Origin of the sequence: Brevibacillus humidisoli, from assembly GCF_020923435.1 — a bacterium.
Classification (GTDB): domain Bacteria; phylum Bacillota; class Bacilli; order Brevibacillales; family Brevibacillaceae; genus Brevibacillus_E; species Brevibacillus_E humidisoli.
In genome coordinates this window covers 3,992,618-4,008,869 of the sequence record NZ_CP087263.1, presented here as the reverse complement: position 1 = coordinate 4,008,869, position 16,252 = coordinate 3,992,618, and the positions used below count along the sequence as shown (strand labels likewise).

At 53.5% G+C, this 16,252-nt stretch carries 12 protein-coding genes; all 12 read left to right on the top strand.

All coding sequences use genetic code 11. From position 1 onward, the window contains the following. The first annotated feature begins 174 nt into the window (after positions 1-174). The 12 genes from LOK74_RS19580 (at position 175) to fba (ending at position 16,247) form a co-directional block, all read left to right on the top strand. Entirely contained in the window at positions 175-2,268 is a 2,094-nt protein-coding gene (locus LOK74_RS19580; RefSeq protein ID WP_230043673.1) for a (Fe-S)-binding protein, read from the top strand. Positions 2,269-2,467: 199 nt separating this feature from the next. Further along, positions 2,468-3,646: an acetyl-CoA C-acetyltransferase gene (locus tag LOK74_RS19575; RefSeq protein WP_230043672.1), complete on the top strand. Its 1,179-nt coding sequence runs from the start codon at positions 2,468-2,470 to the stop codon at positions 3,644-3,646. A 56-nt stretch (positions 3,647-3,702) separates the two neighbouring features. Next, positions 3,703-4,536, top strand: a complete 834-nt coding sequence (locus LOK74_RS19570) for a 3-hydroxybutyryl-CoA dehydrogenase (protein WP_230047066.1) — start codon at positions 3,703-3,705, stop codon at positions 4,534-4,536. Between the two features lie 89 nt (positions 4,537-4,625). Beyond that, positions 4,626-5,768, top strand: a complete 1,143-nt coding sequence (locus tag LOK74_RS19565) for an acyl-CoA dehydrogenase (RefSeq protein ID WP_230043671.1) — start codon at positions 4,626-4,628, stop codon at positions 5,766-5,768. 47 nt (positions 5,769-5,815) lie between these two features. Further along, positions 5,816-6,958 carry an acyl-CoA dehydrogenase gene (locus tag LOK74_RS19560; protein WP_230043670.1) on the top strand — a complete coding sequence of 381 codons (1,143 nt, stop codon included), beginning with the start codon at positions 5,816-5,818 and terminating at the stop codon, positions 6,956-6,958. An 85-nt stretch (positions 6,959-7,043) separates the two neighbouring features. Then, the gene (meaB, locus tag LOK74_RS19555; protein WP_230043669.1) at positions 7,044-8,000 is read left to right on the top strand and encodes a methylmalonyl Co-A mutase-associated GTPase MeaB; all 957 of its coding nucleotides are present in this window, start codon (positions 7,044-7,046) and stop codon (positions 7,998-8,000) included. A gap of 115 nt (positions 8,001-8,115) precedes the next feature. Further along, a complete protein-coding gene (locus LOK74_RS19550; RefSeq protein WP_230043668.1) occupies positions 8,116-8,751 on the top strand; it encodes a TetR/AcrR family transcriptional regulator in 636 nt (211 codons plus the stop codon). Between the two features lie 130 nt (positions 8,752-8,881). Beyond that, positions 8,882-12,133: a fused isobutyryl-CoA mutase/GTPase IcmF gene (icmF, locus tag LOK74_RS19545; RefSeq protein WP_230043667.1), complete on the top strand. Its 3,252-nt coding sequence runs from the start codon at positions 8,882-8,884 to the stop codon at positions 12,131-12,133. A gap of 224 nt (positions 12,134-12,357) precedes the next feature. Continuing rightward, positions 12,358-12,906 carry a DNA-directed RNA polymerase subunit delta gene (rpoE, locus tag LOK74_RS19540; protein ID WP_230043666.1) on the top strand — a complete coding sequence of 183 codons (549 nt, stop codon included), beginning with the start codon at positions 12,358-12,360 and terminating at the stop codon, positions 12,904-12,906. Positions 12,907-13,125: 219 nt separating this feature from the next. After that, positions 13,126-14,745 carry a CTP synthase gene (locus tag LOK74_RS19535; RefSeq protein ID WP_230043665.1) on the top strand — a complete coding sequence of 540 codons (1,620 nt, stop codon included), beginning with the start codon at positions 13,126-13,128 and terminating at the stop codon, positions 14,743-14,745. Between the two features lie 196 nt (positions 14,746-14,941). Next, a complete protein-coding gene (locus tag LOK74_RS19530; protein ID WP_230043664.1) occupies positions 14,942-15,310 on the top strand; it encodes a response regulator in 369 nt (122 codons plus the stop codon). 82 nt (positions 15,311-15,392) lie between these two features. Continuing rightward, positions 15,393-16,247, top strand: a complete 855-nt coding sequence (gene fba, locus LOK74_RS19525; protein ID WP_230043663.1) for a class II fructose-1,6-bisphosphate aldolase — start codon at positions 15,393-15,395, stop codon at positions 16,245-16,247. The last annotated feature ends 5 nt before the right edge of the window (positions 16,248-16,252 follow it).

The window sequence follows — 16,252 nt, the reverse complement described above, 5'->3', positions numbered from 1 at the left end:
CACTGTTTTCTCTTTATGTTCATGCTGAACGGCCGCTCAGCATCGAGCGGAATAACTGGCATTTTTTGCAAGCTTGCGATATTTGAATGAATGATCATTCATTTTTTGAAAGAAATTTGCTAAGATGGAGGTACGAATAACCTTATCTTAGAGAAAGCAAGGGAGTTGAGAGCCGTGGATTGGTTGCCGCTGCTAAATCTGATCGCCTTTTTCCTGGTCCTTGCCTACGGGCTGTACCTGATCGCCCACGTATTGTACAGCCGATACCTGTTTATCAAACTGGGCAAGAAAGGCGATATCAAAGATGATTTCCGTACTCGTCTAAACTTGGTGATTGAAAACGTTTTCCTGCAGAAGAAGCTGCTAAAGGACAAGAAGAGCGGCGTGATGCACGTCGTCATGTTTTACGGCTTTATCATTTTGCAGTTTGGCGCGATTGAGCTGATTCTAAAGGGATTGATCAAAGGTTTTGAGCTTCCCTTTGGCAGTGCTCATCCTTACTTCAGTCTGATGCAGGAGATTACCACCTTCCTGATTCTAGCGGCTGTTGCCTATGCCTTTTACCGCCGCTACATTGAAAAGCTGGCTCGCTTGAAACGGGGCTTTAAAGCCGGACTGGTCCTTATCTTTATCTCAACGCTGATGGCATCTGTCCTCTTGTCGCTCGCCTTTGAGCAGCTCTGGCTGGGACACGAACCATCTGCATTTGCCCCGATTTCATCGCTGATTGCGATGCCGTTTGCGGGAATGGGGGCGACGGCGGCCGCATCCCTGTTCTACGTCTTTTGGTGGGCCCATCTGCTGATCCTGCTGGCGTTTGCTATATACGTACCACAGTCCAAGCACGCACACTTAATCTTCGCTCCGTTTAACGTCTGGTTCAAAAAGCTGGATCCGCCGGGCAAACTCTCTTCGATCGACTTTGAGGACGAGACGCAAGAGGTATTTGGCGTCGGACGGATCGAAGACTTTACACAGACACAGCTCATCGATCTGTACGCCTGTGTGGAATGCGGCCGCTGCACTAACATGTGCCCTGCATCAGGGACAGGCAAGATGCTGAGTCCGATGGATCTGATCGTAAAGATGCGTGATCATCTGACGGAAAAAGGGGCGGTTGTCACCTCTCGTACACCGTGGATGCCCAGCTTTGCCTTTCCCGATGCATCTGCCAATCAATTGGCCGTTCAGGCGGGGCAGCTCGCCGGAGAAGCAGCGGCTGCTGGCGAATCAACTGGTCAGGCAGTCGCCTACGACGTCAACCTGATCGGAGACGTGATTACCGAGCAGGAACTGTGGGCCTGTACGACCTGTCGCAACTGCGAGGACCAGTGCCCGGTGATGAACGAGCACGTGGACAAAATCATCGATATGCGCCGCTACCTGGTGATGACCGAGGGCAGCATGCCGCAGGAAGCACAGCGTGCGCTGAACAACATTGAGCGCCAGGGCAACCCATGGGGGATTAACCGGAAGGATCGCACCAAGTGGATCGAGGGCTTGAACGGCGAATACGAGGTGCCGACCGTACAGGAAACAGATGAGTTTGAATACTTGTTCTGGGTCGGGGCGATGGGCTCCTACGACAACCGTAGCATCAAGATTTCACAGGCATTTGTCAAACTGATGCACCAGGCAGGCGTCAAGTTTGCGATCCTTGGCAACGAAGAGAAGAACTCCGGCGATACTGCCCGCCGGATCGGAAACGAGTTTCTCTTCCAACAGCTTGCCCAGGAGAACATTGCTTTGTTTGAAGCGTACGGGGTGAAAAAAATCGTCACCTGTGACCCGCATGCGTTTAATACCTTTAAAAACGAATACCCAGAGTTTGGTCTGCAGGCGGAGGTGTATCACCATTCCGAACTGCTGGCGGAGTGGGTAAAAGAAGGACGTCTCAATCCAAGCAAGGAAGTAAACGAGCGAGTCACCTACCACGATTCCTGCTATCTGGGTCGCTACAACGAGATCTACGACAAGCCCCGCCAGATCCTGGAGCGCATCCCTGGTGTTGAGATCGCGGAGATGCAGCGGAGCGGCTGCGACAGCATGTGCTGCGGAGCAGGCGGCGGGATGATGTGGATGGAGGAGCACGAGGGAACGAGGGTCAACGTGGCCCGCACCGAACAGGCTCTCGAGGTGAACCCGACAGCGATTGCCAGCGCCTGCCCATACTGCCTGACGATGATGAACGATGGAGTCAAGATGAAGGAAGCGGAAGAACAGGTGAAGACTAGAGACATCGCCGAGATCTTGGCCGATGCGATCTAATCCGGAGGTTGGTAAAAAGATGCTGCGAAAGCCGTACGGTCAGGTACGGCTTTCCGGCTCTTATTGCTCGATATTACAATTGACGAATCTCCAGAAAACGAGGAAAATAAAATCATAAGTGAGCGATCGCTCAATCGTTTGGTTGATTCTGTAAAGTGAGTCGATTATGACAATCCTGACGAAAAGAGGAGTGACGCGGATGAAGACAGTGATTGCGGGAGCTGCCCGTACGCCGTTTGGCAAGTTTGGCGGTTCGCTCAAAGAATTGTCGGCGGTCGAGCTGGGTGCCGTCTCGATTCGGGAGGCGCTGGGACGTGCGGGGATTGGCGGCGAACAAGTGGATGAAGTGATCATGGGCATGGTCATCCAGGCCGGAGCGGGTCAGGTGCCATCACGTCAGGCAGCACATAAGGCAGGCATACCGTGGAGCGTGGCCAGCCAGACGATCAACAAAGTATGTGCATCCGGCATGCGGGCGGTCACACTGACAGATCAGATCATCCGTGTCGGTGACGGCGAGATCATTGTGGCCGGTGGGATGGAGAGCATGAGCAATGCTCCGTACGCACTGCCGCGGGCCCGCTACGGATTTCGGATGGGCGATGCAGAAGTGAAAGACTTGATGATGCACGATGGACTGACCTGTCCATTTGATCAGGTGCCAATGGCTGTCCACGGGAGCAATGTGGCAGAAGAGTACGGGATTACGAGAGAGCTGCAGGATCAGTGGGCCTATCGCAGTCAGCGTCGTGCCGCAGCAGCCGTGGAAAACGGTCTGTTTGACGAAGAGATCGTCCCGGTCACCATCCCACAGAAAAAAGGGGAGCCGCCTGTCGTCAACCGCGACGAGGCCCCTCGTCCCGATACCACCCTGGAAGTGCTAAGCAAACTGCCGCCAGTCTACAAGAAGGACGGTACGATCACCGCCGGCAATGCCCCGGGGATTAATGATGGGGCAGCGGCGATGGTCTTGATGTCGGATGTGAAAGCGAAGTCCTTAGGGATCAGGCCGCTGGCCACCATTCTCGGCCATGCGCAGGTTGCAGCGGAAGCACCCTATATCGCTACCACACCCGGTCTGGCGATCAACAAATTGTTGGAGAAGACGGGTGTGCGATTGGCGGATATCGACCTGTTTGAAGTTAATGAGGCATTTGCTGCGGTGCTGCTAACCAGCGGAAAGCTAGTAGGCTGGGACGAAGAAAAAGTAAATGTAAATGGTGGGGCAATCGCCCTCGGCCATCCCATCGGAGCAAGCGGGGCCAGAATTATCATCACCCTGATCCACGAACTGCGCCGTCGCGGCGGCGGTTTGGGTATTGCGGCCATCTGCAGCGGCGCCGCCCAGGGAGATGCCGTGCTTTTACAAGTGGAATAAAAGATAGATTGATATTCCTTGGAGGAGGCGTAGCAGTGAACAAGGTAGAGAAGCTGATGGTGGTGGGAGCCGGCCAGATGGGCAGCGGGATCGCCCAGGTAGCGGCTCAGGCAGGGATCCAGGTCCTGCTGCACGATGTAAAGCAGGAGTTTGTCGAGAGAGGGCTGTCCACCATTACCCGCAACCTCTCTCGCAGTGTAGAGAAGAACAAGCTGACGGATGAGGATAAGCAGTCGATCTTGTCGAGGATTACCCCCTGTACCGATCTGCATGACGCTGGCGACGTGGATTTCGTGGTGGAAGCGGTTACCGAGAACATGCAGATTAAAACGGATATTTTTACAAAGCTGGATGCCGTCTGTCCAGCCCATACGGTCCTGGCCAGCAATACCTCGTCGCTGCCGATCACAGAAATCGCGGCGGTGACCAATCGTCCGGAAAACGTGATCGGCATGCACTTCATGAATCCGGTACCGGTGATGCGGCTGGTCGAAATCATTCGCGGCCTGCAAACCGCTGACGAAGTGTACCAGTCGGTAGAGGATCTGGCCAAGCGGATGGGGAAAGTTCCGGTCAGTGTCAACGACTTTCCCGGCTTTGTCTCCAACCGGGTGCTGATGCCGATGATTAATGAAGCGATCTATTGTGTTTATGAGGGAGTAGCCACCCCGGAAGCGATCGATGAGGTGATGAAGCTGGGCATGAATCACCCGATGGGGCCGCTCACGCTGGCTGACTTTATCGGTCTCGATACTTGTCTATATATCATGGAAGTGTTGTACGAAGGATTTGGCGACTCCAAGTATCGTCCATGCCCACTGCTTCGCAAATACGTCAAGGCAGGCTGGTTAGGCAAAAAAACCGGTCGCGGCTTTTACGTCTACTCGTAAACCAAGGTCCTTACTCATTACTTACAGCTAAAAGGGTGAGAAACAACAATCCACGATTGTTTCGCCCATAGAGAGAGGGTTTATACGGCATGGATCTTCGATTCACGGAAGAACAAGAGATGATGCGCAAGATGGTGCGTGACTTTGCCCGCAAGGAGATCGCTCCGTTTATTCCGGTGATGGAAGAGACGGAGCAGTTTCCCCGCCAGATCGTCAAGAAGATGGGGGAAACGGGCTTGATGGGCATTCCGATCCGTGAGGAATGGGGCGGAGCCGGCGCTGATTTTGTCTCCTACATCCTGACAATTCACGAAATCTCCAAAGTAAGCGCCACTGTCGGTGTCATTTTGTCGGTACACACCTCGGTCGGCACCAATCCGATCAACTATTTTGGCAGCGAAGAGCAAAAGCGGCGCTACCTCCCCAAACTAGCCAGCGGTGAGTATCTGGGTGCGTTTGCCCTGACTGAACCCAATGCCGGGTCCGACGCAGGCCGCATCAGGACGACCGCCGTCCGGCAGGGAGATGCATACGTGCTGAACGGCAGCAAAATCTTCATCACCAATGGCGGGGAAGCGGACACGTACATCACGTTTGCTGTCACTGACCCATCTAAAGGGAAGAGAGGAATCTCCGCCTTTATCGTCGAAAAACAAACACCAGGTCTTGTGATCGGGAAAAAAGAAAAAAAGATGGGGCTCTACGGTTCCAACACGACAGAGCTTATTTTCGACCAGGCGCGGGTGCCGGCCGAAAATCTGCTAGGCGCTGAAGGGGAAGGGTTTGCGATTGCGATGGCCAATCTGGAGGTGGGGCGCATCGGGATTGCCGCCCAAGCCTTAGGCATTGCCGAAGCGGCGGTCGAACACGCCGTCGCGTACGCTAGGGAGCGAAAGCAATTCGGTCAGCCGATTGCCAAGCAGCAGGCGATTGCGTTTAAACTGGCGGAGATGGCTACCCTCGCGGAGGCGGCCCGTCTGCTTGTCTATCAGGCTGCCTGGCTCCGGAACAACGGACATCCCTGCGGCAAACAGGCATCGATGGCCAAGCGATTTGCTTCGGACGCTGCGATGAAGAACGCCACCGAGGCGATCCAAGTCTTTGGCGGATACGGATACACCAGAGAGTACCCGGTGGAGCGGCTGTTCCGCGATGCCAAGGTGACGCAGATCTACGAAGGTACCAGCGAGATTCAGCAGATTGTGACAGCTAAACACTTGCTTGCGGACTAGAAAATGCCAGCACCACAATTCTGAAGCGGTTGGGAGTGTTGAATGAGATGGATTTCCGTCTGACAGAAGAACAAGAGATGATCCGCCGGATGGTGAGGGAGTTCGCCGAGACACAGGTAGGACCGACGGCGGCTGAACGCGACGAGGAAGAGCGGTTCGACCGGGAGATTTTCAATCAGATGGCAGAGCTTGGGATGACGGGGATACCGTGGCCGGAACAATACGGAGGTGCGGGTGCCGACTATCTAAGCTATGTTTTGGCAGTTGAGGAACTGTCTCGCGTAGATGCTTCCATCGGCGTTACCCTCTCGGCCCATGTGTCGCTGGCCAGTTGGCCGATTTACAAGTTTGGGACGGAAGAGCAGAAACAGAGCTTTCTCCGGCCGCTTGCCGAAGGTCGAAAAATGGGGGCATACTGTCTGACAGAGCCTGGCTCCGGCTCTGATGCTGCAGGCATGCGCACAACAGCCGTCAAAGACGGGGACGATTACATCCTCAACGGCAGCAAAATTTTCATAACGAACGGGGGTGAAGCGGAGATCTACATCGTGTTTGCCATCACCGACCCGTCGTTGAAGCATAAAGGAATCAGTGCGTTTATTGTGGAGAAAGGAACACCAGGTTTTTCGATGGGGAAAAAAGAGAAGAAGCTGGGTATTCGTTCATCGCCAACCTTGGAAGTGATTTTTGAAAACGCACGCATTCCGGCAAAAAACCTGCTCGGTGAGGAAGGACAGGGATTTAAAATCGCCATGATGACCCTGGACGGGGGACGCAACGGAATTGCCGCCCAGGCACTGGGGATTGCCCAAGGGGCGCTTGATCATGCCGTGGCCTACGCCAGAGAGCGACATCAGTTTGGCAAGCCGATCGCTTCTCTACAGGCGATTCAGTTTAAACTGGCTGATATGGCGACCAAGATTGAAGCAGCCCGTCTGCTTACCTACCAGGCAGCATGGCTGGAAGACCAGGGTTTGCCCTACGGCAAGGCGTCAGCCATTTCCAAGTTGTTCGCAGGCGACATCGCCATGGAAGTCACCACCGAAGCGGTCCAGGTGTTCGGCGGGTATGGCTACACTCGTGAGTACCCGGTTGAGCGATTCATGCGGGATGCCAAAATCACGCAGATCTATGAAGGAACCAATGAGATTCAGCGTCTCGTGATCAGCAACTACCTGCTCAAGGAGTAGATCGAATCAGGTTCGCCCCCTGTGCTGCTTTGCCAACAGACGTGGTTGTCCTAGACGCATTCTACAGACGGAGGGTTGTCTCAACATGCACGATATCTCGAAACGAATCCTGCAAGGCGAAGTGCGCGGAGCAGCCCGTGCCATCACCTGTATTGAAAATGACTACCCGGAACGGACCCAGATTCTGCAGGAGATTTTTCCGCATACGGGGAAGGCGAAACTGATCGGGATCACTGGCACCCCTGGTGCTGGCAAAAGTTCGCTGGTGGATGTGCTGATCGGATTCTTGCGTGCACAGGGGATGACGGTGGGCGTAGCTGCTGTCGATCCGACCAGCCCGTTTACCGGCGGCGCACTGCTTGGCGATCGGGTGCGGATGCAGAAGCATGCCTTGGACAGCGGAGTCTTTATTCGCAGCATGGGTACACGGGGCAGCCTCGGTGGGCTCTCCCGCAAGACGAAGGATGCCGTTCGGGTAATGGATGCGTACGGCTGTGATGTGGTGCTGATCGAGACAGTCGGTGTGGGACAATCAGAGTTGGATGTGATGAACATTGCCGATACGACAATCGTGGTGTTGACTCCCGGCGGGGGAGACTCTGTCCAAGCTTTTAAAGCAGGCATCATGGAGATTGCCGACCTGTTCGTGATCAATAAAGCTGACCTGCCAGGTGTCAGCAAACTGGAGACGGAAGTAGAGCAGATGCTTGATCTGGTCAAACATGATGCCGCCTGGCGTCCGCCGATCGTGAAAACCATCTCTACGCAGGGAAGCGGTTTCGAGCAGCTATGGGAACAGGTGCTTAAGCACCACACCTACCTGCGAGCAAGCAGCCAATGGGATATCCGTCGCGCACAGCATCTGCAGGAGGAAGTGTTGGACATTGTCGGCTACCAGGTGCAGCGGCTGATACATGATCAACTGCGATCAGGCGAGTACGGAGAGCAGTTGATGTCGGTGGCGAACAGAGAGAAAGATCCATACAGTGTCGCGGAAGAAATCGTCCGTCGCTGGTTCGGCTCGCGGCCCAATTCGAGATAAATAAGGATTGTGGCTACCTCTCTTCTCGTCGTATAATGAGAATAGAAGAGCGAATCTATTCTTGTTTTTTTCAACCCGACTAAACGCTCAGTCAGTATGCGAGGTGGCTGTTACTTTGTCTGAAAAGAAAAAAACCATTCCTTCTCTAGTCAAAGATCCAAAACTGATAGAAAAACGGCGCGAGCAAATTATCGAGGCCGCTGTGGACCTGTTTATTCACAAGGGGTTCCACAAAACGACGACGCGGGAGATTGCCCGTGCGTCGGGATTCAGTATCGGTACGCTGTACGAATACATTGAATCCAAAGAGGATGTCCTCTACCTGGTCTGCGACGCCATTCATGCCGAAGTGGAAACCAGGCTGCGGGAAGCGATCACCGATCAAGGAACCGGTTTGAAGATCTTGAAGATGGCGCTGCGCAGTTTCTTCCGTGTGATGGATCAGATGAGCGACCGTGTGCTGTTGATCTATCAGGAAACCAAGTCGCTGCCGGGAGAGACGATGCACTACGTGCTGCGCCGTGAAGAGGAGATCACCGAGATTTTTGAAGAAATCCTGCATAAGGGTATCAAAGACGGCTCTATCTCCATCGATGAGAAGCACGTCAAACTGATGGCCCACAACATCATGGTGCTGGGGGAGATGTGGGTGTTCCGCCGCTGGACGCTGCAGAAGGATTACACGCTGGAGGAGTACACGGAGAAGCAGACGGCTCTACTGCTGCGCGAGATTAGCATTTCGCAATCGTAGTCAGCGTATGGCATAGCGTAGCATGGACCGGGCAATCCACAGGTGCTATGACAGCGTTACGGAAATTCTGTGATCGTGGAAAGAAGAGGCAGGCGGTGACGGTCACCGCTTGCCATGAGGAGGGAGCAGGATGGAAACGGAAGTGTATCAACCGACCAACAAGGTTCGGTTTGTAACCGCTGCCAGTCTGTACGATGGACATGACGCTTCGATCAACATCATGCGCCGCATACTGCAGGCATCCGGGGCGGAGGTGATTCACCTTGGACACAATCGCTCCGTGGAGGAAGTGGTAACGGCAGCGATTCAGGAAGACGTGCAGGGGATTGCGATCAGCTCCTATCAGGGCGGCCACGTTGAATACTTCAAGTACATGATAGACCTGCTGCGGGAGCGCGAAGCAGGTCATATCCGGGTGTTTGGCGGCGGTGGCGGCGTCATCGTGCCGCAGGAGATTCGGGAACTGGAAGCGTACGGCGTTTGCAAAATTTTCTCGCCGGATGATGGTCGGACTCTCGGGTTGCAGGGCATGATTAACCTGATGCTGCGCGAGTGTGATTTCCCTACTGTCAGGCAGGTGGAAAACGAGCTGACCGCACTTGTGGAACAGAACCACCAAGCGGTTGCCCGGCTGATCTCACTGGCGGAGTACGCGGTACAGCAGCCTGAGGTGTTCGCCCCTGTCGCAGAGCAACTGCCACGACCGGAAACAGCGATTCCCGTACTAGGTATTACCGGTACTGGTGGTGCAGGGAAAAGCTCGCTGACTGACGAACTGGTTCGCCGTTTTCTCAACACGTATGCGGAGAAGACGGTCGCGATTCTTTCGATCGATCCTTCCAAGCAAAAAACGGGCGGCGCTCTGCTTGGGGACCGCATCCGGATGAATGCGAACCAGACGCCGCGTGTCTACATGCGCAGTCTGGCCACACGCAAGTCGGGGTCGGAGCTGTCCGCGGCGATCCACGATGCCCTCAGGGTCGTGAAGGGGGCTGCCTTTGACCTGGTGATTGTGGAGACGAGCGGGATCGGCCAGGGTGATGCACAGGTAGCTGACGTATGTGACGTCTCCCTATACGTCATGACCAGTGAGTTTGGTGCACCGACGCAGTTGGAAAAGATCGACATGCTGGACTTTGCCGACATCGTTGCGATCAATAAGTTTGACCGCAAAGGCTCCGAAGATGCGCTGCGAGAAGTACGCAAGCAGTACCGTCGCAACCACAATGCCTTTGACCTGCCTGACGAGAAGATCCCCGTCTACGGGACGATGGCCAGCCAGTTTAACGACCCAGGCACAACTGTTCTTTTTGCGGCTGCCATGCGAGCGCTCGTTCAGAAGACGGGTGTCGACTGGTCGGTTGAGCATCTCGACCCAACCCCGGTGGCGATCCAGAAACAGTCGCTGATTCCGGCCGATAGAAGTACCTATCTGCAGGAGATCGCCAACACGGTACGCTGGTATCGCACATATGCCGAGGAACAATCACAGATCGCCCGCAAGCTGTTTCAACTGCATGGGGCTAAGGAAACTGTGTTGGCTTCTGGCGATCCTGCGGCAAAAGAAGTGGCCGCCGTGCTGGAGCGGCAAATCACTCATTTCCAAGAGAAGCTGGACCCGGAATGCCGCAAGCTGCTCGACAACTGGCCAGAGTTGAAAAAAGCGTATCAGCAGGACCAGTTTGTGACCAAAATCCGCGACAAGGAGATCGTGACCAAGCTATACAACCAATCATTGGCCGGTACGCGGATCCCCAAGGTATGTCTGCCTGATTTTGCGGATTGGGGAGAAATCCTGAAATGGTCGCTCAAAGAAAACGTCCCTGGTCGGTTCCCTTTTACTGCCGGTGTCTTTCCTTTTAAGCGTGAGGGAGAGGAGCCGCGCCGTCAGTTTGCCGGAGAGGGCACGCCGGAGAGAACCAACCGCCGGTTCCATTACCTATCGCAAAACGACGAGGCCAAACGGCTCAGCACGGCATTCGACAGTGTTACCCTGTACGGGGAAGATCCCGATTACCGCCCAGATATCTACGGCAAAGTGGGCAACAGCGGTGTCAGCATCTGTACACTGGATGACATGAAAAAGCTGTACGCCGGGTTTGACTTGTGCGCGCCGAGCACATCTGTCTCGATGACGATCAATGGTCCGGCCCCGATGATTCTGGCGATGTTTTTAAATGCGGCGATCGAGCAGCAGCTGGAGCAGTTCGTGCAGCGGGAGGGGCGGCAGCCGAACGAAGAGGAATACGAGCAGATTAAGGCGTATACCTTGTCTACCGTACGCGGCACCGTTCAGGCCGACATTCTCAAGGAAGATCAGGGGCAAAACACCTGCATCTTTTCGACAGAGTTTGCGCTGCGGATGATGGGCGATATCCAGCAGTACTTTATCGATCATAACGTACGCAACTACTATTCTGTCTCGATTTCTGGCTATCACATCGCCGAGGCAGGAGCCAACCCGATCACGCAATTGGCCTTTACGCTGGCCAACGGCTTTACCTATGTAGAGTACTATCTGAGCCGCGGCATGAAGATCGACGACTTTGCTCCCAATCTATCCTTCTTTTTCTCCAATGGCCTTGACCCCGAGTATACGGTGATTGGCCGGGTAGCTAGGCGGATCTGGGCTACGGCGATGAAGTACCGCTACAACGGCAATGAGCGCAGCCAGAAGCTGAAGTACCACATCCAGACGTCGGGCCGCTCGCTGCACGCGCAGGAGATGGACTTCAACGATATTCGCACGACGCTGCAGGCCTTGATCGCAATCTACGACAACTGCAACTCGCTGCACACCAATGCCTACGATGAAGCGATCACCACTCCGACCGAGCAATCGGTTCGCCGGGCGATGGCGATCCAGATGATCATCAACAAGGAGTTTGGTCTCGCCAAGAACGAAAACCCGCTGCAGGGATCGTTCATCATCGAAGAACTGACTGATCTGGTGGAAGAAGCCGTGCTGATGGAATTCGAGCGGCTCAACATCCGCGGAGGTGTATTGGGCGCGATGGAGACGCAATACCAGCGCGGCAAGATTCAGGACGAGTCGATGTACTATGAGATGAAAAAACACAGCGGCGAACTGCCGATCATCGGGGTAAACACGTTCCTGAATCCCGATGCTTCCGAAGAAGACTACGATATCGAACTGGCTCGCGCTTCGGAAGAGGAAAAAGAACAGCAGATCCGCAATCTCCGTGCGTTCCAGGAGCGCAACCGCGAGCAGGCGGAGCAGGCGCTGCGGCGGCTGCAGGAGGTGGCTGTTACCGGCGGCAATATCTTTGCCGAATTGATGGAGACCGTGAAGGTTGCCTCACTGGGGCAGATCAGCCGGGCTTTATATGAGGTCGGTGGTCAGTATCGCCGCAACATGTAGCAGCCTATCAATGAGTGTGCGTGAAGTGTAGGTGGCGTGTACGCGAGCAGAGATGACATCTGACGATCCCACAAGCCGTTCCAAGCCAGTTTGGTTGGGACGGCTGTTCCTATTCACCATGAAGAACATCCATAGCGCCGCACTCTTGCATCGCTTGCATTTTCCAGTAAAATAAGGAATACTGTAAAATAGCCAAGTTATTGTTGGGAAAGGACGTGCCCGGGTTGAGTCAATTACTTCAACATATCGAACCGGAAAGACTGAACGAAATGGCGATGGTCGACATTGCTTTTGAGATCTTGAAAGAGACCAATCATCCGCAAAACTTCCGTGATTTGATGAAGCAAATCGCTGCGCTGCGGAACATGACAGAAGATGAAATGATGGCGATGATCGCCCAGATCTACACTGAGGTAAACATCGACGGCCGCTTCGTCTGCCTTGGCGAGAACACCTGGGGGCTGAAGCGCTGGTACCCGATGGAGACCGTCGAGGAGACGCATGAGAGCGGGAAGAAGAAAAAAGCGGCGATTGACGACGATTTTGATTTTGAAGAGGATACAGAAGATGACCTCGTAGAAGAGTTTGACGAAGATGACGACATCGAGATACTCGATGATGAGGATTTCGATGAAGATGACGAGGATCTGGATGACGAAGCTCTTGATGAAGACGAAGAGCTTATCGAAGACGATGAGGAAATGTTTGAAGATGAAGACGAGATAAGCGATGAAGAGACAAACGAAACGGACGAGGATAAAGACGACTTTTGACGGGTTGACTTCCTCGTTAAAAACAGTATAAAATACTCCTTGGGCTTCACATGAAGAGATACCATATTAGGAAAAGCTATAAAACAAAAGTGCCCCTACCTGCTTGGCGGGATAGGTCACGCTTTTGTTTTTTTTCTTTTTTAGGGAAGCCATCCTCACCGGAATGAATATATTGGCTGCTAACGAACATACGGAAAAGAGAAAGAGGGGACAGAAACGGTGGCAAAGTACATTTTTGTAACCGGTGGGGTCGTATCCTCACTTGGCAAAGGGATTACAGCTGCATCTCTGGGACGTTTGTTGAAAAACAGGGGCTTGAAGGTGACGATCCAAAAGTTCGATCCGTACATCAACGTAGATCCGGGAACGATGAGCCCGTATCAGCACGGCGAGGTGTTTGTGACCGAAGATGGTGCCGAAACCGATCTTGACCTGGGTCATTATGAGCGTTTCATCGACATAAATCTCAATGCCAACTCCAATGTGACAACCGGAAAAATCTACTCGGCCGTCATCTCCAAAGAACGGCGCGGCGATTACCTGGGAGGTACGGTGCAGGTGATTCCGCATATTACTAATGAAATCAAGGAGCGGGTGTTCCAAGCGGCGGAACAGACCGGAGCTGACGTGGTGATCACGGAAATCGGCGGAACCGTTGGGGACATCGAGAGCCTGCCGTTCCTGGAAGCGATCCGTCAGATCAAGAGCGACATCGGGCGGCAAAATGTGATGTACATCCACGTAACCTTGATTCCGTTCATCAGTGCCGCTGGCGAACTGAAAACAAAGCCGACACAGCATAGCGTCAAAGAACTGCGCAGCTTGGGGATTCAGCCCAACGTGATCGTTACCCGTACGGAGCAGCCGCTCTCCGAGGAGATGAAGGACAAGCTGGCGCTGTTCTGCGACATCGATCGAAATGCCGTGATAGAGGCGATGGATGCCGACACCATCTATGAAGTTCCGCTGCTTCTGCAGGCACAGGGACTTGACGATTACGTCTGCAGCCACCTCGGTCTGAACTGCGGTCAAGCAGACATGAGCGAGTGGAGATCACTGGTGGAAAAGATCAAACACCTTTCTCATACGACCCGTATCGCTATCGTAGGCAAATATGTGGAACTGCACGATGCGTACTTGTCTGTGGCAGAAGCTCTCTATCACGCCGGATATGCCAATGACACCACCATTGAGATCAAGTGGGTCAAGGCGGAAGAAGTGGCTCCCGACAACGTGGAGCAGCTGCTTGATGGCGTGGATGGCATTCTCGTGCCGGGCGGTTTTGGCGACAGGGGGGTAGAAGGGAAAGTTGTGGCAACCCGTTATGCACGTGAGCGCAAGATCCCTTTCCTCGGCATCTGTCTGGGGATGCAGGTGGCCGTCATTGAATTCGCCCGTCACGTGGCAGGGATGGCAGGGGCCAACAGTTCTGAGATTGATCCAGAGACCAAGTACCCCGTGATCGACTTGCTGCCCGAGCAAAAAGAGGTTGAGAATAAAGGCGGCACGATGCGCCTGGGCGTTGACCCGACCAAAGTACTGCCAGGCAGTCGGCTTGAACAGGCCTACCAGCAATCGATGGTCTATGAACGTCATCGCCACCGTTACGAGGTAAATAATGAGTATCGGGAGCAAATGTCCCAGTTGGGTCTTAGTTTCTGTGGCACTTCACCCGACGGCCGATTGGTCGAAGCAGTGGAATTGCCTGATCATCCATGGTTTGTCGCGACGCAATTCCATCCGGAATTTACTTCCCGTCCCAACCGGCCGCAGCCGCTGTTCCGCGAGTTTGTCAAAGCAGCCTTGCATGCAAGAACAACGACTCACCACAACCGGTAATGTGACGGATGGCGGACTTGGACTGCATTTCGTTCCCTTTTCACCTCTGTGATGGATGAGAGAGTGGGTACCCGATGGGTATCCACTTTTTTTATTGCCAGTAACTCTTTCTGTTTTTCCAGCAGGATTTTCCATATGATTAGCGAATTTTCAAAACTATCATGTTGAGGACGAAAAGGTCAGGAGGGAAAGACAGATGCAGCAGCAGAAGAAAATCTTAGTGGTTGACGATCAATACGGCATCCGCATTCTGTTGTATGAGGTTTTGGGCAAGGAAGGATACTCCACGTTTCAGGCAGCAAATGGCAAGCAAGCCTTAGAAATTGTGCAAAAAGAATCACCGCATCTCGTCATTCTGGATATGAAAATTCCCGGTATGGACGGTATTGAGATCCTCAAACACATCAAAACGATTGACAAGGATATCAAAGTGATCATGATGACGGCTTATGGCGAATTGGATATGATTAAGGAAGCGACGGAGCTTGGGGCTTTAACCCACTTTACCAAACCATTCGACATCGATGAACTGCGACATGCCGTTAATCAGCAGTTGGTTTGTTGACGTGCGACTCTGTTAAGAACTACATACATGTGGTATAATAAGCCGAGTTAATGATCACCACTGGAGGAGGAATCATACTGTTATGCCATTGGTACCAATGACCGCATTTATAGAAGATAGCAGGAAGCAGAGATATGCTGTCGGTCAGTTCAACCTGAATAACCTTGAGTTTACACAGGCGATTACGGAAGCGGCGATGGAAGAGAAGTCACCCGTTATTTTCGGTGTCTCTGAAGGAGCCATGCGCTATATGGGCCTTGATTTTACTGTCGCCATGGCAAAGGCAGCTGCAGAGCGTGCAGGTGTTCCGATTGCCCTTCATCTGGATCACGGGAGCAGCTTTGAAGTGGTGATGAAGTGCATTCGTGCAGGTTTTTCTTCTGTCATGTTTGACGGTTCTCACTACCCGTTTGAAGAGAACATCCGCCTGACCAAGCAGGTCGTGGAGGCAGCACATGCGGTAGGCGTTTCCGTAGAAGGGGAACTGGGTACGATTGGCGGCGTAGAGGATGACCTCGCGGTGGACGAAGCTGATGCGGCTTTGGCCAAGCCAGAAGAAGCGATTCGCTTCTGGGAAGAGACCAAGGTAGACTATGTGGCGATTGCCGTAGGTACCGCTCACGGCATGTACAAAGGCGAGCCGAAAATCCACTTTGACATCATTGAAGAAGTGGCCAAGAACATCGGGGCGCCGATTGTGCTGCACGGTGGCTCTGGCGTACCTGACGAGGCGATCAAAAAATCGATCAGTCTCGGCGTTGGCAAAATCAATGTGAATACAGAAAACCAGGTAGCCTGCACAGAGACCATTCGCAAGGTCCTGGCCGATAAACCGAACGAAATCGACCCTCGCAAGTACCTGGGGCCGGCTCGCGAAGCGATCAAGGAAGTCGTAAAAGAAAAGATGCGCTTGTTTGGAAGCAGCAACAGGGTATAACTCGG

Bases quoted from the DNA above. Each gene is read 5' to 3' on its own strand.
- meaB (WP_230043669.1), top strand. From the start codon at position 7,044: ATGCACGATATCTCGAAACGAATCCTGCAAGGCGAAGTGCGCGGAGCA.
- fba (WP_230043663.1), top strand. From the start codon at position 15,393: ATGCCATTGGTACCAATGACCGCATTTATAGAAGATAGCAGGAAGCAG.
- LOK74_RS19570 (WP_230047066.1), top strand. From the start codon at position 3,703: ATGGTGGTGGGAGCCGGCCAGATGGGCAGCGGGATCGCCCAGGTAGCG.
- LOK74_RS19575 (WP_230043672.1), top strand. From the start codon at position 2,468: ATGAAGACAGTGATTGCGGGAGCTGCCCGTACGCCGTTTGGCAAGTTT.
- icmF (WP_230043667.1), top strand. From the start codon at position 8,882: ATGGAAACGGAAGTGTATCAACCGACCAACAAGGTTCGGTTTGTAACC.
- LOK74_RS19560 (WP_230043670.1), top strand. From the start codon at position 5,816: ATGGATTTCCGTCTGACAGAAGAACAAGAGATGATCCGCCGGATGGTG.
- LOK74_RS19565 (WP_230043671.1), top strand. From the start codon at position 4,626: ATGGATCTTCGATTCACGGAAGAACAAGAGATGATGCGCAAGATGGTG.
- LOK74_RS19530 (WP_230043664.1), top strand. From the start codon at position 14,942: ATGCAGCAGCAGAAGAAAATCTTAGTGGTTGACGATCAATACGGCATC.